Annotated in this window: 13 protein-coding genes and 1 pseudogene; 7 read left to right on the top strand and 7 right to left on the bottom strand. The window is 70.4% G+C overall.

Annotation, left to right across the window (positions count from 1 at the left end; genetic code table 11):
* Positions 1–5 precede the first annotated feature (5 nt).
* Positions 6–1,457, bottom strand: a complete 1,452-nt coding sequence (locus tag ACH4DZ_RS26200; RefSeq protein ID WP_398289753.1) for an NCS2 family permease — start codon at positions 1,455–1,457, stop codon at positions 6–8.
* 144 nt (positions 1,458–1,601) lie between these two features.
* On the opposite strand from ACH4DZ_RS26200, the gene ACH4DZ_RS26195 reads away from it, so the two are divergent.
* The gene (locus ACH4DZ_RS26195) at positions 1,602–1,850 is read left to right on the top strand and encodes a DUF2530 domain-containing protein (RefSeq protein WP_398289752.1); all 249 of its coding nucleotides are present in this window, start codon (positions 1,602–1,604) and stop codon (positions 1,848–1,850) included.
* Between the two features lie 443 nt (positions 1,851–2,293).
* A complete protein-coding gene (locus ACH4DZ_RS26190) occupies positions 2,294–4,741 on the top strand; it encodes an HAD-IC family P-type ATPase (RefSeq protein WP_398289751.1) in 2,448 nt (815 codons plus the stop codon).
* A 51-nt stretch (positions 4,742–4,792) separates the two neighbouring features.
* Here ACH4DZ_RS26190 and ACH4DZ_RS26185 read toward each other — a convergent pair whose 3' ends face one another.
* From ACH4DZ_RS26185 to ACH4DZ_RS26175, 3 genes are all read right to left on the bottom strand, one after another.
* Complete coding sequence (locus ACH4DZ_RS26185) at positions 4,793–5,680, bottom strand: hypothetical protein (protein ID WP_398289750.1); 888 nt, start codon at positions 5,678–5,680, stop codon at positions 4,793–4,795.
* A gap of 204 nt (positions 5,681–5,884) precedes the next feature.
* Positions 5,885–9,034: a sacsin N-terminal ATP-binding-like domain-containing protein gene (locus tag ACH4DZ_RS26180; RefSeq protein ID WP_398289749.1), complete on the bottom strand. Its 3,150-nt coding sequence runs from the start codon at positions 9,032–9,034 to the stop codon at positions 5,885–5,887.
* A 382-nt stretch (positions 9,035–9,416) separates the two neighbouring features.
* Positions 9,417–10,340: a DUF3027 domain-containing protein gene (locus ACH4DZ_RS26175; RefSeq protein ID WP_398289748.1), complete on the bottom strand. Its 924-nt coding sequence runs from the start codon at positions 10,338–10,340 to the stop codon at positions 9,417–9,419.
* A 436-nt stretch (positions 10,341–10,776) separates the two neighbouring features.
* Between ACH4DZ_RS26175 and ACH4DZ_RS26170 the strand changes: the two genes are divergently transcribed.
* The 4 genes from ACH4DZ_RS26170 to ACH4DZ_RS26155 all read left to right on the top strand — a co-directional run bounded on the left by ACH4DZ_RS26170 (position 10,777) and on the right by ACH4DZ_RS26155 (position 14,553).
* Positions 10,777–12,198 carry an MFS transporter gene (locus tag ACH4DZ_RS26170; protein ID WP_398289747.1) on the top strand — a complete coding sequence of 474 codons (1,422 nt, stop codon included), beginning with the start codon at positions 10,777–10,779 and terminating at the stop codon, positions 12,196–12,198.
* Positions 12,199–12,302: 104 nt separating this feature from the next.
* Positions 12,303–12,791, top strand: a complete 489-nt coding sequence (locus tag ACH4DZ_RS26165; protein ID WP_398289746.1) for a hypothetical protein — start codon at positions 12,303–12,305, stop codon at positions 12,789–12,791.
* Positions 12,792–12,830: 39 nt separating this feature from the next.
* The gene (locus ACH4DZ_RS26160) at positions 12,831–13,622 is read left to right on the top strand and encodes a futalosine hydrolase (RefSeq protein WP_398289745.1); all 792 of its coding nucleotides are present in this window, start codon (positions 12,831–12,833) and stop codon (positions 13,620–13,622) included.
* 88 nt (positions 13,623–13,710) lie between these two features.
* Positions 13,711–14,553, top strand: coding sequence for a 1,4-dihydroxy-6-naphthoate synthase (locus ACH4DZ_RS26155; protein WP_398290010.1), 843 nt, complete (start codon positions 13,711–13,713; stop codon positions 14,551–14,553).
* A gap of 69 nt (positions 14,554–14,622) precedes the next feature.
* On the opposite strand, the gene ACH4DZ_RS26150 is transcribed toward ACH4DZ_RS26155, so the two are convergent.
* The 3 genes and pseudogenes from ACH4DZ_RS26150 to ACH4DZ_RS26140 all read right to left on the bottom strand — a co-directional run bounded on the left by ACH4DZ_RS26150 (position 14,623) and on the right by ACH4DZ_RS26140 (position 17,073).
* Positions 14,623–15,006, bottom strand: a complete 384-nt coding sequence (locus ACH4DZ_RS26150) for a cold-shock protein (RefSeq protein ID WP_398289744.1) — start codon at positions 15,004–15,006, stop codon at positions 14,623–14,625.
* 239 nt (positions 15,007–15,245) lie between these two features.
* A pseudogene (locus ACH4DZ_RS26145) lies at positions 15,246–15,418 on the bottom strand (IS5/IS1182 family transposase); the annotation flags it as partial.
* Positions 15,415–17,073, bottom strand: a complete 1,659-nt coding sequence (locus ACH4DZ_RS26140) for a recombinase family protein (RefSeq protein ID WP_398289743.1) — start codon at positions 17,071–17,073, stop codon at positions 15,415–15,417. The pseudogene ACH4DZ_RS26145 and the gene ACH4DZ_RS26140, both read right to left, overlap by 4 nt.
* A 116-nt stretch (positions 17,074–17,189) precedes the next feature.
* Here ACH4DZ_RS26140 and ACH4DZ_RS26135 point away from each other — a divergent pair, with 116 nt between their 5' ends.
* Positions 17,190–17,438, top strand: coding sequence for a hypothetical protein (locus tag ACH4DZ_RS26135; RefSeq protein ID WP_398289742.1), 249 nt, complete (start codon positions 17,190–17,192; stop codon positions 17,436–17,438).
* The last annotated feature ends 8 nt before the right edge of the window (positions 17,439–17,446 follow it).

The raw sequence follows: 17,446 nt of genomic DNA, 5'->3' as shown, positions 1-17,446 counted from the left end.
TCAGGTCAGGTCAGGCCCAGCGCCGGCATCAGGTAGTAGAAGGCGAAGACCGCCGACACCACGTACATCGCGACCGGCACGTCCCGGCCGCGCCCGGCCGCCAGCCGCAGCACGACGAACGTGATGAAGCCCATGCCGATGCCGTTCGTGATCGAGTACGTGAACGGCATCATCAGCATCGTCACGAACGCCGGGATCGCGATCGTGTGGTCGGCCCAGTCGATCTGCCGGATGGAGCCGGACAGGATCAGGAAGCCGACCGCGAGCAGCGCCGGGGTGGCGGCCTGCGACGGGACCATCGTGGCGACCGGGGTCAGGAAGAGGGCGACGGCGAAGAGCGCGCCGGTGACCACGTTCGCGAAGCCGGTGCGCGCGCCCTCGCCGACGCCCGCCGTGGACTCCACGAAGCAGGTGGTGGCGGACGAGGAGGTCGCGCCGCCCGCGGCGACCGCGATGCCGTCGACGAAGAGCACCTTGCTGATGCCCGGCATGTTGCCGTCCTTGTCGGTCAGCTTCGCCTCGTCGCCGATGCCCATGATCGTGCCCATCGCGTCGAAGAAGCACGACAGCAGGACCGTGAAGACGAACAGCACGCCGGTCAGTACGCCGACCTTGCCGAAGCCGCCGAAGAGGCTGACCTGGCCGACGAGGCCGAAGTCGGGGCTCGCGACCGGGTTGCCGGGCCACTTCGGGGTGGTCAGGCCCCAGGAGGGCACCTCGGCGACCGCGTTGATGACCACGGCGACGACCGTCATCGTGACGATCGAGATGAGGATCGCGCCCGGCACCTTGCGCACGATCAGCGCGAGGGTGAGGAGCGTGCCGAGGACGAAGACCAGGACGGGCCAGCCGTTCAGGTGCCCGGTCGCGCCGAGCTGCAGCGGCACGGTCGTCTGGGCGACGTCCGGGATACGGGAGACGAAGCCCGAGTCGACCAGGCCGATCAGCATGATGAAGAGGCCGATGCCGATCGCGATGCCCTTGCGCAGGCCGAGCGGTACGGCGTTCATGACGCGTTCGCGCAGACCGGTGGCGACGAGCAGCATGACCACGAGACCCGCGAGCACCACCATGCCCATCGCGTCCGGCCAGGACATCCGGGGCGCCAGCTGCAGCGCGACGACGGTGTTCACGCCGAGGCCGGCCGCGAGGGCGATCGGTACGTTGCCGATGACGCCCATCAGGAGCGTGGTGAAGGCGGCGGTCAGCGCGGTCGCGGTGACCAGTTGGCCGTTGTCGAGCTGGTGCCCGTACATGTCCTTCGCGCTGCCCAGGATGATCGGGTTCAGCACGATGATGTAGGCCATCGCGAAGAAGGTGGCGAGACCGCCGCGGATCTCGCGCGGCAGGGTGCTGCCGCGCTCGGAGATCTTGAAATAGCGGTCGAGGGCGCTGTGGGCGGACGCGGGGTCCGGCTCGTCGGGCGCGGAAGCCTTGGCGGGGGCCGAGGTGGGCATCGAGGACCTTTTTGGAGTTTCGTACGAGCAAAAGTGGCCATGGTCAGGCAGATTCAGTATGAACATATGACGGCTTTGGCGCTATCTCCGCGCGTAGACCGCTGGGGCGGGTGTACTCCTCTGCCCGCCTCGTAAGCTGTCCCCATGGCGAAGTGGACACCGACACACGAGGCACCGGAACCGCTGGAGGGGCCCGTGGTGGCCACCGTCACGGGCGGCGCGATCCTCTGGTTCGTCCTCTTCCTGGTCCAGCTGCCGTTCTACGGCTGGCTCGACGACCACGGGCACCTGTGGTGGCTGTGGACGTGCCTGGCGGGGGCGGGGCTGGGCCTGATCGGCATCTGGTACGTGCGGGGTCGTGAGGCGGCGCTCAAACGGGCCTCCGCACCGTAGGGGTTGGCGGGGCCGGCTGGGTTGGCGGGGCCGGTTGTGCGTCGGGTGCGGGCGGGTGGGGGTGACCCGCGCAGTTCCCCGCGCCCCTGAAAAGCAACGCCGCTTCAGCCCCGGTGTTTCTAGGGGCGCGAGGAACTGCGCGACCAACCACGACGCGCCCGCACACGACATCGAACGCCACGGCCCCACCCCCCAGGGGCGCCAGGAACTGCGCGACCAGCCACGACGTGCCCGCAGACGGCGTACGACCCGCTCCGGCCCCGGTGTCTTCAGGGGCGCGGGGAACTGCGCGAAAGGCCACGACGCGCCCGCAGGCGACGTACGACCCGCTTCGGTCCAGGCAACCCCGGTGTACTACCACAGCAGCATCACCGCTCCTCCGCTGGTCGGATCTTGCCGCACTCACCGGGTGGAGCCGCACGTCCCCCCGTACCGTCGAAGACATGACGCACATCGACGCGGGCGCCGAACTCGACCCCGTGCACCCCGTCCCCCTGCCCGCGAGCGCGAGCGGAAACGCGAAGGGGCTGACCGCCGCCGAGGTCGCCGAGCGCGTCGCCCGGGGCGAGGTCAACGACGTCCCCGTGCGCAGCAGCCGCTCCACCGCCGACATCGTCCGGGCCAACGTCTTCACCCGGTTCAACGCCATCATCGGCGTGCTCTGGCTGATCATGCTGTTCGTCGCCCCGTTCCAGGACAGCCTGTTCGGCTATGTGATCCTCGCGAACACCGGCATCGGCATCATCCAGGAACTGCGCGCGAAGAAGACCCTGGACTCCCTCGCGGTCATCGGCGAGTCCCGCCCCACCGTCCGCAGGGACGGCACCGCCACCCCCGTCGGTACCTCCGAGATCGTGCTGGGCGACCTGATCGAGATCGGGCCGGGCGACAAGATCGTCGTGGACGGCGAGTGCGTCGAGGCCGACGGCCTGGAGATCGACGAGTCCCTGCTCACCGGCGAGGCCGACCCGGTCGTCAAACAGCCCGGCGACCAGGTCATGTCGGGCAGCTTCGTGGTCGCGGGCGGCGGCGCGTTCAGCGCGACGAAGGTCGGTCGCGAGGCGTACGCGGCACAACTCGCCGAGGAGGCGAGCCGTTTCACCCTCGTCCACTCCGAACTGCGTACCGGCATCTCCACGATCCTCAAGTACGTGACCTGGATGCTGATCCCGGCCGCCGTTGGCCTCGCCATCACGCAACTCGTCAGCAAGGACAACGACTTCAAGGACTCCGTCGCACGCGCCGTCGGCGGCATCGTGCCCATGGTCCCCGAAGGCCTGGTCCTGCTCACCTCGGTCGCCTTCGCCATAGGCGTCGTCCGGCTCGGCCGCAAACAGTGCCTCGTGCAGGAACTCCCGGCCATCGAGGGCCTCGCCCGCGTCGACACGGTCTGCCTCGACAAGACGGGCACGCTCACCGAGGGCGGCATGGACGTCACCGAACTGCGGCCGCTCGGCGACGACGGTGACGGTGACGACAGTGACGGTGACGGTGACGAGTCGTACGTGCGCGCCGTCCTGGGCGCCTTCGGCGCGTCCGACCCCCGCCCGAACGCCTCACTCCAGGCCGTCATCGACGCCTACCCGGACAGCGGGAACTGGCGCCACGAGGGTGCGTTGCCCTTCTCCTCCGCGCGCAAGTACAGCGGGGCGTCCTTCGCCGAGGGCGGGGACGAGGGCCGGGTGACCACCTGGCTGCTGGGCGCCCCCGACGTGCTCCTCGCCGACGACGACCCCGTACTCGCCGAGACGGAACAACTCAACGAGCAGGGGCTACGGGTCCTGCTGCTCGCCCGTGCCGACCGGGAACTCGACGACCCGCGGGTGCGGGAGGGCGCACAGCCCACCGCGCTCGTCGTCCTGGAGCAGCGGCTGCGGCCCGACGCGGCCGACACCCTGCGGTACTTCGACGAGCAGGACGTACGCGCCAAGGTGATCTCCGGCGACAACGCCGTGTCCGTCGGCGCGGTCGCCGCCAAACTCGGTCTGCCCGGTGCCTCCGCCACGGTCGACGCGCGCCGGCTGCCCGCCGACCGGGAGGAGATGGCCGAGGCGCTGGACCAGGGCTCGGTGTTCGGGCGGGTCACCCCGCAGCAGAAGCGCGACATGGTGGGCGCGCTGCAGTCGCGCGGCCACACGGTGGCGATGACCGGCGACGGCGTGAACGACGTGCTCGCCCTCAAGGACGCCGACATCGGTGTCGCGATGGGCTCGGGGTCCGAGGCCACCAAGGCGGTCGCCCAGATCGTGCTGCTCAACAACAGCTTCGCGACGCTGCCGTCGGTGGTCGCGGAGGGGCGCCGGGTCATCGGGAACATCACGCGGGTGGCGACGCTGTTCCTGGTGAAGACGGTGTACTCGGTGCTGCTCGCGGTGCTGGTGGTGTGCTGCCAGGTGGAGTACCCGTTCCTGCCGCGGCACCTGACGCTGCTGTCCACGCTGACGATCGGGGTGCCGGCGTTCTTCCTGGCACTGGCGCCCAACAAGGAACGGGCGAGGCCCCACTTCGTCCGCCGGGTGATGCGGTACTCGATCCCGGGCGGGGTGGTGGCGGGCCTGGCCACGTTCACCACGTACCTGCTCGCCCGGCACCACTACAGCGGGCCGGAGGCGCTGGACGCGGAGACCAGTGCCGCGACACTGACGCTGTTCCTGATCTCGCTCTGGGTGCTGGCCATCGTCGCCCGCCCCTACACCTGGTGGCGGATCGGCCTGGTCGCCACGATGGGCGCGGGGTTCCTGCTGGTCCTGACCGTGCCGTGGCTCCAGGACTTCTTCGCGCTGCGGCTGGTCGGCACGGTGCTGCCGTGGACGGCGGTGGGCGTCGCGGCGGTGGCGGCGGCCGTCCTGGAGTTCGTGTGGCGATGGGTGGACCGCCGCGTTCCCGCCTGAGCGGGAACGGGCGGGTTCCCCGCGCCCCTGGCAGAGGCGCGGGGAGAGAGATCAGTTGACGTCGATGGCGTCGCCCGTGGAGTTGACGGCCGGCGTGGTCGAGGTGCCCGCGAACGCGTAGCGGTAGGTGCCGTCGACGGAGGCCGTGACGGTGGTCTTCAGCTTGCCCGCGGAGCTGCCGGTACCCGACGTCACGGTCTTGACGTTCGCGTAGGTGGACGTGCCCTTCTTCTTGAACTGGAGCTTCACGGACTGCTGCGTGTAGCCCGCGTACTTGTTCGTCTCCCAGTTGGCGCGCGTCAGGGCCCCGGTGACCGTGATGGTCTTGCCCTTCTTCACGGGCTCCGGGGAGGCGTTGACGGTGAGCCGGGAGTTGCGCTGGACCTTGGTGGTGGCGAGGTCGCCCTGGTCGGCGTAGGAGCCGGTGACGTAGTTGAGCAGCAGGGCGCCGCCCTTCCAGCTGCCGGCGTCGCTGTTGAGCAGCTCGCCCTCGCCCGGGAGGATGTCGACGTAGCCGGTGCAGTTGGCGACGGTCGCCGAGACCTCGGTGCAGATCGCCGCGTCGAAGCCGAAGATGACGTTGTCCGGGGTGGCGAACGAGCCCTTGTAGATGTACGGGCCGGTGGCGAAGTCCGCGGAGGCGAGGTCCACGTCGGCGCCGTGGGTCAGCTTGTAGGTCACCTTGGTGGAGACCTGGTTGGTGGTGCCGACCTTGTGCACCGAGGCGATCTTGAAGTTGGAGAAGGAGGCGTCCAGGTCGCCGTCGACGACCGCGGCCGCCGCGCTGCGCTGTGCCTTGGAGGCGCCGCTGTGGGCACCCTCGAAAGCGGCGGCGGCGGTCTCGCGGTACGAGGGGTCGTCGGCCTGCGCGACCGGGACGGCGAACGCGGAGAGGGCCAGGGCGCCGGTGACAGCGGCCACGGTGGCACGTATGCGCATATGTTTCCCCCGGTGGAGAAAGGGGCCCCACGGTCGTTTTCACGTGGGCCCGGGTGATCTTGGAGCCTGTTGGCTCGCATGATCAGATACACCTCGCGGGCCGATGGTTGTACGCCGAGTGAATATTTTGTGACCATGTGACGCAGAACACTTTCACGGCCCGCCGGGGCGCTCGGCGTACGGCCGCGCCCCGGCGGGCGGGGCTCAGTCGAACCAGCGGTCCCGCTCCAGTTCCTCCGTCCTGGACGGGTCCTCCAGCAGGGCCGCGACCTCGAAACGGCGGGGCCACTGACCGGCCGCCCACGCGAGGCCCGCGGCGACGCCCTCCAGCGTGGACGCGTGCAGCACCCCGTCACGGCTGCGGCGCCAGTCGAGTTCGGTGCCGTCGACGACCAGTTCCTCGTGCTCGACATAGGTCGCGGGGGTCGAGGGGCCCAGCAGAACCCGTACGGACTCCGGTACGTCGTGTTCCGAGCCCTCGCTGGTCACCTCGCCGGTGACGGACTCGCTCAGCCGCCGGACCTGGAACAGCTCAGCGAGGTCGGCGGCCCGCGCGGGCCGTACCGGGAGCAGGGGCGTGCCCGCGGTGAAGGGCAGCAGGTCGGGCGAGTCGACGACCACGGCGTCGGCCGCGTCCACGACCCGCACCTCGCCGTCCACCACGGCCCGCAACTCGTCCGGCAGGGTCACCTGGTCGGGGTCGAGGTCCGCCAGCGCGCCGTACAGGGCGTGCAGTTGGGACGCCGAGACCTCGCGGTCGGGGTCGGCGAGCCGGTCGAGCAGTTCGGCGCCGCCGCCCGGTTCGGCGAGCAGCGCGGCCACGGACGTCCGGACGCCGAGGGCCCGCAGCACCTGCTCGTCGTCGAAACCGGCCGCGTCGGCGGCGTCGTACAGGCCGTGCAGGAGCGGATCCCCGCCCTCGGCGCGCAGGCCGGCCGGGCGGCGGCCGTCGAGGACGGGATGACCGCGCAGCCACCAGGCGGTGTACGACCGGATGATCTCGTGCGTGCCGTCCGGCAGCAGGACGCGGACCGGCTGGGTGAGGGCGTCCCGCAGCGGCGGGCGGGAGAGCAGCGCGAGGGCCTCGGGCCAGCGGTCGTCGTCCACGAGGTCGAGGTCGCGCACGGCGACGATCTCGGTCGCGACGGGCGGCACGGGTGAGTCGGGCAGGCCGTCGAGGGCGTCCTCGCACCACACGTCCACGGCGTCGAGCAGTCCGGCGTCGTCGGGCTCGGCGAAGTCGCTGTCCCTCGGCTCCAGTTCGTCGGGGTCTAGGACGACGTCCGTGGCGCGTACGAGCTGGAAGTTCGCCAGGACGCCGCAGGCGGCGAGTGGCTGCTCGCCCCAGCGTTCGGCCAGTTCGGGGTCGACGGAGGCGAGTTCGTCCTCGCGCATCACCTGGGCGAAGGGGCTGCCGGGCAGGACGAGTTCGCCGGCCGGGACGAGTTCGCCCTCGTCGTCGGGGAGCGCGAGGGCGCCGAGCCAGGGTTCGTCGCCGGGTTCGAGGTCGGCGTCGCGGACGAGCGCGAGGACGGTGTCGGCCAGTTCCTCGGCGTCCGGGGTGGTGTCGTCGTCCCAGGCGCCGCGGTCGTCGTCGAGCGAGCCGGCGACGGCGGCGCGGACCTGCGGGGTGGTCAGGACGGCCCGCGCGGTGGCGGGCAGGGCGCCCAGCTTCTCCAGGAGCGGATGGACGGCGTCCGGATGGGCGACCTTGAGACCGAGCCGGGCGAGGGCGTCGGGTGCGGCCTGAGCGTTCTCGGGGGTGGGCAGCAGGACCTGCCGGGGGCCGATCGTCGTACGCCCGTCGGCCAGCGGCACAGGCAACCCGGAGAGCCGGTCCGGGTCGACCCCGGCCAGGCTGTCGTACAGGCGCCGCCACCACTCGGGGGCCTTCTCCAGGCCCGCGAGCCGGTCGACCGCCTCGGCCAGCGGTACCCGCGCGACACCCAGGGTGCGCAGCTCCGCCCGCCGTTCGAGCCCGGCGGGCAGAAGGCTGGGCAGCACCTCCGCGAGCACCCGTACGGTGTCGGCGCCCGCGCCCTCCACCACCTCGGCGTCGCGGGGGCGCAGGGCTTCGGGCAGATCGGAGTCGGCGTCGTCGTCATCGGCCCCGCGGGCCGGTTCGACCGCGGGCGGCAGGAAGGCGGTGCGCGGCAGCCGTTCGAGGATCGCCTGCCGCAGGGCCCCGTCCAGTTCGCCCTTGCCGAGCGGGCCCGGCACCAGGCCGATGATCCCGGCGGTCACGGGCCGCCAGGCGGCGAGCAGTTCGACGTACGCCTCCGCGGCGCGCTGCACGAGGAAGTCGGTCAGCGGGCCGGGGGCCGCGTGGCGGCGGGTGGTGTCGAGCGGCAGCGAGGCGATGAGCAGCGCGGGCACGCCGAGGGGTTCGTCGCTGGGGGTGGGCGCGTGCACGACGGGGCCGGTGCGGGGGCGGCCCGGGGTGCCGTCGGCGTCGACCGGGACGGCCCAGGTGACCGACCAGTGGGGGCGCAGGCGCTCCTCGACGGGCCGGTCGGCGAGCAGGGCGGGCTCCAGGGAGCCGTGCGCGGAGACGGTACGCCAGCGGGTCGTACCGTCGCGGGAGTCCTCGACGACCACGCCGCCGCCGTCGTCCTCGGTGCGCCGCCGCACGGTCCGTACGCCGCCGTCGCCGCTCTCGACGACGACCTCCGCCAGGCCGGGCAGGGCGAGCAGCAGGGCGTCGTCGACACCGTCGAGGAGCCGTTCCGCGAGCGCCTCGGCGGCTTGGTCCCGAAGCGGCAGGACGACGACACTGTCGTACGGGTCCGGCGCGGAGCCCTCGGCCGCGAACGGCAGCCGGAGCAGGGGTACGTGGCCGTCGCGGCGGCGCAGTTCGTCCCCGAGTCCGGGGCTGTGGCGGGCGATGTCGACGGCGAGGTCGCGGGCCTCGGTGAGGGACCAGCGGACGCCGCCGTGCCTGCCCAGCAGGGCGGGTTCGTCGGTCACGGCGAGGACGGCCGCGAAGCCGACGCCGAAGCGGCCGACCGCGCTGTCGCTGTCGTCGCGCTTGGCGGAGGCGCGCAGGGTGGAGAGGGATTCGACACCGGTGGCGTCCAGGGGGGCGCCGGTGTTGGCGGCGGCGAGGACTCCGTCGCGGAGGGTGAGGCGCAGGCGGCCGGGGACGCCGGCGCGGGAGGCCGCGTCGGCGGCGTTCTGGGCGAGCTCCACGACGAGGCGGTCGCGGTAGCCGCCGAGTACGAGGTCCTCCTCGGAGTTGGCGTCCTCACGGAACCGTGCCGGGCTCGTCGCCCAGGCGTCCAGCACCCCGCGTCGCAGCCGGGCCGTCCCGAACGGATCCGCGCCCTCGGCAGCCGGCCGCACGAAGTTGCTCACGCTTGACACTCCTCATCGTCGTACGCCCGCGCGCATCGGCCGGTCGCCGCAAGAAGGTACCGCGCGGGTCCCTCGGCAGGGGGCCAGAGCCGGAAGGGCCGCCTCCGCCGACTCGTCGGGCGGGGGCGGACGGGGGCGGGCCACGCGGTTCCCCCCACCCCGTCAAAGCCAAAAAGATTGCGCAGTTCCCCGCGCCCCTAAAGATGCTGGGGCGCAGCCCCGCTCTAAGGGGCGCGGGGAACTGCGCGAGCAACCACGACGCACCCGCACACGGCGGACAACCGGGGGCTGTGCCCCCAGGGGCGCGGGGAACTGCGCAGTCTTTTGGCTTTGAGGGGAGTGGGTGCCGCGCGATCAGACACCAGCGACCGCCGGCCGCAGGCTAACTGTGGCCGTACTCCGACGCCGACCCGTCCGGCCCCACCGGCACCGACCCGGAATCCGGCGAAGGCCGGAGCGGGAACGGATCCACCCGCGTCTCGTCGATCACCGGCGGCGCGGGCCGGGCAGGCGCAGGCATGACCGCCGCCTCGGAATGCCCCCCGCAGCCGTAGGACAGCGCGACCACACGACCGTCCGCAGGCGAGAACTCATTCGCACAGAGACCGAACGCCTGTCCGAGCGACCCCCCGATGGGGTTGAGGAACCCACAGCTCACACACGTCGCCGGAGCGGCCTGCGCCATCGCGGTCTTCGCCCCGTACGACTCCTCCCACCGGTCCGCCGCGACATGCAGCCCGTACCGGGACAGCACCCGCGCCCGCCGCATCCCCAGCTCCTCGGCCACGGACGCGATCGACCCGCGGGACGGCACGAGCGGCAGCGCGGCGGGGGCCTGCGCCGTGATCTCGGCGTCCTCCGCCTCGGCCAACTGGGCCATCTCCTCGGAGATCGGCGCGTTCGGAGCGGGCTCGTCCTCGCCGGAGTAGCCGGGCTCCAGACGCAGATCCTCCGCGTCCGTGGGCAGCAGGTCCCCGGGACCCATGTCCCCCGGCCGGAGCCGCTCGCTCCACGGCACCCACTCGGGTGCCAGCAGGGCATCCGAGCCGGGCAGCAGCACGGTCTCGTCGAGGGTGACGACCTTCGCCCGTGAGGCCCGGGCCACCGTCACGGCCCAGCGCCACCCGCGGTAGCCCATCTCCTTGCACTCGAAGAAGTGCGTGACGACGCGGTCCCCTTCGCTGACCAGTCCCGCGTGCTCCCCCACCACGCCGGGAGCGGCGGCCTCCTCGGCGGCTGCCCGGGCGAGGTCCACGGCCTCGGCACACAGACGGTCGGGGGTTCGGCTTCGCGTTGTCGCGCTCACAGGTATCGCTTCTCTCCTACGCCGTCTCACGAGTGCGCCATCCCTCGACGGGGGTGCGGACGGAGCGGACCGGAGGGCCGCGTCGACGTCCGCGCCCGATCGCACTCGGGCGCACCTACGTCATCCATTCTGCGGGATGACCGAGAGGCGCGCGGCCGAGAACAACTGCCGCGGGCGCGTTACGCACGCTACCGTCTCGTCGGCGCTGGGCCTACACCGGCGTTGCCTTCATGCTGTCGCGGCGTTTCCCCGACCGGACGTGCGGGGCGCTCCCGACGGGGTCCACGGCACACTGCCGACCGGGTGTGCGGGGCGCTCATGGCCGGTGCGCAGGGCGCCCTTCGCGCATGTCGGGCACCCGATCCACCCCGCCCACTCAGCCGCTATACGGGCGGTATCTGCGCTACTTCCGCCAATCTCGGGGCACTATTGCGGAGTGGCAGCCGCAAGGACGCCCCAAGGCGCCACCGGAATCGGTGAGGCCGGGGCAGGAAGCAGGAGCGGATCGGGCCCGGTGCGCGGGGCCGTCCGTTCCGTCGGGCATGCCCTGCGCCTGCCGTTCAGCGGTACGGCACGCGGCATCAGAAAAGCGACACACGCGCACGGCGCGGGCGAGTCGGGCCTCGGCAAACTGATCGAACTCCACGGAGTGAACGGCGCCGGCGACATGCTGATCACCGTCGCACTCGCCTCGACGGTCTTCTTCTCGGTCCCGACGGACGAGGCCCGCGGCCGGGTGGCGCTCTACCTGGCGATCACCATGGCCCCGTTCACCCTGCTCGCGCCGGTCATCGGTCCCCTCCTGGACCGTCTCCCGCACGGCAGGCGGGCCGCGATGGCGGGCGCCTTCATGGCACGCGCCTTCATGGCCCTGCTGCTGTCGGGCGCGGTCGTCACGGGCAGCATCGAGCTGTATCCGGCGGCCCTCGGCGTCCTGGTGGCCTCGAAGGCGTACGGCGTGGTCAGAAGCGCCGTGGTGCCCCGGCTCCTGCCACCCGCGTTCTCCCTGGTCAAGGCGAACTCGCGGGTCACGCTCGGCGGCCTGCTGGCGACGGGCGTGGCGGCCCCGATCGGCGCGGGCCTCCAGGCCCTCGGCCCCCGCTACCCGCTCTACGGCGCCTTCCTGATCTTCGTGGCGGGTACGTTCCTGTCGTTCTCCCTGCCGCACAAGGTCGACTCGGCCAAGGGCGAGGACAAGGCCCTGCTCGCCGCGGACGAGCAGCATCTGCACGGGCCGCACCTCAAACAGTCCAAGCGCCCGGGGCTGCGCACGGTCGGCACGGCGGTCACGCACGCGCTCGCCGCGAACGCCGCGCTGCGCGGCCTCTCCGGGTTCCTGATCTTCTTCCTGGCGTTCCTGCTGCGCGAACACCCCCTCGCGGGCGCCAGCGCGGCGGTCTCGCTGACCGTCGTGGGCGTGTCGGCGGGCGTGGGCAACGCGCTGGGCACGGCGGTCGGGGCCGCCCTCCGATCCCGGGCGCCGGAGCTGATCATCGTCACCGTGGTCGCGGTGGTGCTCGGCGTGGCGATCACGGCTGCGGTGTTCTTCGGGGTGCTCCTGGTGGCGGTGCTCGCCGCCTTCGCCGGGTTCGCCCAGGCACTGTCCAAGCTGTCCCTGGACGCGCTGATCCAGCGGGACGTACCGGAACTGGTGCGGACGTCGGCGTTCGCGCGCTCGGAGACGCTCCTTCAGATGGCCTGGGTGGTCGGCGGAGCGATCGGTATCGCCCTGCCGCTCAACGGCACGCTCGGCATGGCGGTGGCCTCCGGGATCATCGCGCTCGGCTGGCTCACCACGGTCCGCGGGCTGCTGAGCGCGGCCCGGCACGGCGGCCGGCACCACGCGACCCTGGCCTGAACCGTCCGGCCACCACCCGCTCGCCGGAGTGATCCGGGACCGCGGCACGCCGCGTAGCCCACCCACATAGCCGGGCCGCGCGACCCGCCCGATAACCTTCGCCCATGAGCTCCCAGCGTCCCCTTGCGCGCCGTCGCCGCGCCGTCGCCGCCGCAAGTGCCGTTTCCGCCGGACTTCTCGTGCTGTCAGCCTGTGACAAGCCGACGCCGATGGCCACCGTCACGGTCGGCAAGAACTCGGTCAGCGTCGAGGCCGAGTGCTACGAGGACGGCAAGACCATCGGCAAGGAGGAGGCGACCAAGTGCGCCCTCAAGAAGTCCTCCGACACGATCAGCGTCTCGCAGGGTGAGACGCTGCGCATCGGTGTCGACCCGGAGATCGCCGACGAGGGCTGGGCCCTGTGGCTCAACGGCCAGCAGGTCACTTCCCCCTACAAGAAGACGTACTACGCCTTCGAGGGCGTCGACCTCTTCGCCGAGCAGTCGGGCCAGGCCGCCCCGAAGACGATCTACATCAGCGTCGTCCAGCAGAACAAGGCCGGTACGCAGGTCAAGGGTGTCTGGAACTTCAAGCTTGAGAACGCGGACGCCTGAGCCGCCGCTGAGCCGCCCGATCCTCCTGGAGCGCCGCTCATGCGTGTCCTCGTAACCACCGCGGTCCCCGCCGAACGGGACGCGGTGGCCGCGGCGTTCACAGCACTGGCGTCGGCACCGGCGTCGGCGCACGCGGTTCCGGGAGCGGCCCTGAGCCGGGTGGCGTTCCCGGCGCCCCTGGATTCCGGTGGCCGCCTCGTGCTCGATCTCCTCGCCGGTGGTGTGGGACCGGCCGCGGCCGCCGCGTCGACCGCCGCCGCGCTCACCGCCGCCGCGCTGGGCGGTGAGCCGTATGCCGTGGTCGTCTCCGCCGGTATCGGCGGCGGGTTTCAGCCCGACGCGCCCGTCGGCTCGCTCGTCCTCGCCGACGAGATCACGGTCGCGGACCTCGGCGCCGAGGCCCCTGAGACCTCTGAGGTCACAGAGCCCCCTGGGACCGCCCATGGGTTCATCCCGGTCACCGAACTGGGGTTCGGGACTATCACGCACCGGCCGCCGAATTCACTCGTACGAGATATCGCGGCCGTCACAGGAGCACGTCAGGGGTCCGTCCTGACCGTCAGCACGGTGACCGGCAGCGCCGCGCGCGCGGTGGAACTGCGCCGGCGCCACCCGCGGGCGCTCGCCGAGGCCATGGAGGGCTTCGGGGTGGCGGAGGCGGCTGCGGCGCACGGCCTCCCCGTCCTGGAGATCCGTGCCGTGTCCAATCCCGTGGGCCCCCGGGACCGTGCCGCGTGGCGGATCGGCGAGGCCCTCGCGGCACTCACCGCGGCTTTCGGGAAGCTCGCGCCCGTACTGGAGAGTTGGAACCCACATGACGTCACCCACTGAGCCCTCGCGGAACTCGCAGAACTCGCAGAACTCGCAGTCCTCGCAGTCCTCGCAGTCCTCGCAGTCCTCGCAGACCCAGCCGCTGAAGATCGCGTACTCGCCCTGTCCGAACGACACCTTCGTCTTCGACGCCTGGGCGCACGGCCGGATCCCGGGGGCGCCCGCGCTGGACGTGACCTTCGCGGACATCGACATCACCAACGGCATGGCCGAGCGCGGCGAGTTCGACGTCCTGAAGGTGTCGTACGCCGTCCTGCCGTACGTCCTGGACGAATGGGCCCTGCTGCCCTGCGGGGGCGCCCTGGGGCGCGGCTGCGGGCCGCTGGTCCTCACCCGGGAGCCGGGCGTGGACCTCACCGGCCGCACGGTCGCCGTGCCGAGCGAGCGGTCGACCGCGTACATGCTGTTCCGCCTGTGGGCCGCGGACACGGTTCCCGGCGGGGTCGGCGAGATCGTGGTCATGCCGTTCCACGAGATCATGCCCGCGGTACGGGACGGGAAGGTGGACGCCGGACTGGTCATCCACGAGGCCCGCTTCACGTACCAGAACTACGGCCTGCACAAGCTCGCGGACATGGGCGAGCACTGGGAGCGGACGACGGGCCTGCCGATCCCGCTGGGCGCGATCATCGCCAGGCGGTCGCTGGGCGAGGCCGCGCTGGAGCTGCTCGCCGAGTCCGCCCGCGCCTCCGTGCGCGCGGCCTGGGACGATCCCGAGGCCTCGCGGGCGTATGTGCTGGAGCACGCGCAGGAGATGGACGCGGCGGTCGCCGATCAGCACATCGGGCTGTACGTCAACGAGTTCACGGCGAACCTCGGTGAGGACGGGTACGCGGCGGTCCGCGGCCTCCTCACGCGGGCGGCGGCCGAGGGGCTGGTGCCTGCGCTCGCGCCGGGGGCGCTGGCGTTTCCCCAGCGTGATGGGGCGTAAGGGGCGCGAAGTAGGAGCGCGGGTCCGGTGGGGCCGGTCGCGCAGTTCCCCGCGCCCCTGAACGGGGCGCTACACGTCCAACTGGTCCGCCACCGCGCGCAGCAGACCCGCGATCTTCTTGCCCGATGCCTTCTCGGGATAGCGGCCCCTCTCCAGCATCGGGGTGATGTTTTCCAGGAGGGTCGTCAAATCCTGGACGATGGAGGCCAGTTCGTCGGGCTTGCGGCGTTGGGCTGCCGCGACCGAGGGTGTGGGGTCCAGGAGCGTCACCGAGAGTGCCTGGTCACCGCGCTGTCCGGCGACCACACCGAACTCCACCCGCTGACCCGGCTTGAGAACATCGACTCCGGCGGGCAGGACCGAGGAATGGACGAAGACGTCGCCGCCGTCGTCGCGGGAGAGAAAGCCGAAGCCCTTCTCACTGTTGAACCACTTGACCTTGCCAGTCGGCAAAGCACACGCTCCCTCGATCGGTCCCGGACGGGGCCGGACGCTTGTCAGACTGCCGCTGAACAGCCTACCGAGGCTCTCCCCAACGACACACAGGCTTAATCACGCCTGGAAACAAGACTGAACCCCCACCCAGCGAGGGCAGGGGCTCAGAGTGCCTACAGGGGCTCAGCCCTCCTTGGCTTCAGCCTTGATCCGGAAGACAGTTGCACAACCGATCCCATGCTTTGCAGCAACCTTGATGACACTCCGAACAGCGGTCCCAGTTGACGCATGGTCAGGTTCGTCCGGTAGGACACCGCGACCAGCAGCACCGCTCGGCCGGCGGCGGACTCCACGGCCGACCCTGCATCGTGCCGTTGCCACCGCGCTCCCGCACCGCCTTGAGCAACCTCGAACATGCCTCACGTCTCATTCCGGCCGGAGTTCTCGTAGAACCGAGGGAACCGGGCTCAGCTTCAGACCAGGAAGATCTCTCAGTTCCGGATCAGTCCAGTGCGCCGGTACATTATGGCTCACGAAAAGCCGGTCCATTCCGTCTTCCTTATTAAGCCTCAGCTCTTGCGCCATGGCCTGAATATCCCCCAGGTCCATGACCATTCCCAGGTCCGTTGCCACATCTCCGTTCCTCCAAGCCCAGAGCCTTACACCATGGGCGCGGAGGAATTCCCTGCGGTCCTCCTGGTCCTTGGCTTGCCAGACTTCACCGTACTTCTTACCCGTCGACTTCAATGCAGGGTCAGCCCTCTCCGCTTCCTGCTTGGCCAGGAGAGCCACCTTTGCCGACAGACCCTTGTGGATACGCTTGTAGGAGACTTCCTGCCCCTCTCCGTCGTAATCACCTGCGATGTACTCGGCTTCCAGTTTTTCCAGGCGTGCCTTTGCGCCTTGGAGTTCCCTTGCCTGAGACGGCCCCGTACCGGCGCGCTCGTACACGTCCCATGCACCGACGCTGTCACGGATTGCCCTGTCAACAAGTGCGTCCAGAGCGTCAGCACGGATGTACAGACCATCCGTACAGGCTCCGCCCTTGAACTTGTTGGAGCAGCGGTAGTACCTGTGTCCGGGGACTCGCTCCCCGTCCTTCCTGGTGTGTCCGGAATTCAGGAGAGAAGTAACCGGCGCTCCGCAGTTGCCGCACCGGGCAATACTTGAGAGCAGGCTTTTAGCACTTACCCTCGTACCGTCCGTATAGGCTTTGGGGGCCGGTTTGATCCTGTCGACCAGCTCCACCCATTCATCCATCGTCGCCAAAGGCTGCACAGGAAGAATCACAGGGTCTCCCTGGCCGTCCAATACAGCCTCACCTTTATAGGCGTAGATGCCGGGGACCCAGGATGAGCGGATGAATTTGTTGATGATGGTGGATTGCCACTGAGTTCCCTTGGCTTCCTCCCCCTTCAACTTCCTGAGATGGTCTCCCCACGTGAGTACGCCACGACCGTTGAAGTCCCGTGCGATTCTGTGTGTCGACTGCCCCTCACGGACACGGGAGAAAATCTCTTCTACGTACGGGTGGAAGTCCTGGTCAATCTCCAGGACCTTCCTTTTTCCTCCCTCTACGGCTTTGATGCGGTAGCCGGTAGGAGGAGCGCCCGTGAGCCATGAACGGTTCTCCAGACGGCTCTGTACGCCGTTGAGGATGCGTGCCTGAATGGTGTCCCACTCGGCCTCAGCGAATACGGCGGTCATACGGGCCATCATCTTGCCTTGAGGAGTGGAAAGGTCGAACCCTTCCTCTACACAGATGACGAACTTCCCGTTCCCCTGCGCCCACTCCAAGAGTTCGTTGAAGTGCGTCGAGTGACGCGTGAGCCTGTCCATCCTGGCCGCAATGATCACGTCGAACTCATCGGCTCGCTTCATGAGCCACTTCCCCAACCTGTGGCGCTTGAAGGGGGAGATGGAGCCTGAGACGTCTGTGTCCTCTGCTTCGCCCACGAGGACGCCGGACAGATGCGGAGCGGCCACGTGGTGGCTGATCACACCACGCTGCCACTCGATGGAGGAGGAGCCGTCCGAGTCGGCGGAGAAGCGTAGGCAGGCGAGGTAGCGCAGACCAGGCGTCATGAGGGGAGGCTAGCGAAGGTTGTGTGCCTAGGTAACCGACTCGTCCCTGACGGTAGGCACGCCTGCCTCAAGACGTCGCCGGCTTGTTCCTCCGGGCAGGGAACTACCCTGGTCGGGTGCGTGACAAAACCCAACCGAATTCCGCCGCGGCCGGAGAACGACTCATCCGTGCCGGTGCCCTCGTGTTCTTCGTCGGAGCTCTGGCCACTCTGGTCACCGTGGCCCCGCTGCTGCTCGACACGACGCCCTTTCCTACGTACATGTTCGGTCTGAGCATGCTGATGGGTGTCGGGTTCCTCATCGCGGGGGCGGGGGTGTTCCGGTCGATCGCCGACGGCCGCCGACAGGCACGCGGAAGTTCGTGACCGCTCGG

Source organism: Streptomyces sp. NPDC017991, from assembly GCF_044328075.1.
Lineage (GTDB): Bacteria > Actinomycetota > Actinomycetes > Streptomycetales > Streptomycetaceae > Streptomyces.
This window is presented reverse-complemented; position numbering and strand designations above follow the sequence as displayed.

Coding starts and splice junctions, on each gene's coding strand:
- ACH4DZ_RS26195 (WP_398289752.1), top strand. CDS start 1,602: ATGGCGAAGTGGACACCGACACACGAGGCACCGGAACCGCTGGAGGGG.
- ACH4DZ_RS26160 (WP_398289745.1), top strand. CDS start 12,831: ATGCGTGTCCTCGTAACCACCGCGGTCCCCGCCGAACGGGACGCGGTG.
- ACH4DZ_RS26200 (WP_398289753.1), bottom strand. CDS start 1,457: ATGCCCACCTCGGCCCCCGCCAAGGCTTCCGCGCCCGACGAGCCGGAC.
- ACH4DZ_RS26165 (WP_398289746.1), top strand. CDS start 12,303: ATGAGCTCCCAGCGTCCCCTTGCGCGCCGTCGCCGCGCCGTCGCCGCC.
- ACH4DZ_RS26140 (WP_398289743.1), bottom strand. CDS start 17,073: ATGACGCCTGGTCTGCGCTACCTCGCCTGCCTACGCTTCTCCGCCGAC.
- ACH4DZ_RS26190 (WP_398289751.1), top strand. CDS start 2,294: ATGACGCACATCGACGCGGGCGCCGAACTCGACCCCGTGCACCCCGTC.
- ACH4DZ_RS26185 (WP_398289750.1), bottom strand. CDS start 5,680: ATGCGCATACGTGCCACCGTGGCCGCTGTCACCGGCGCCCTGGCCCTC.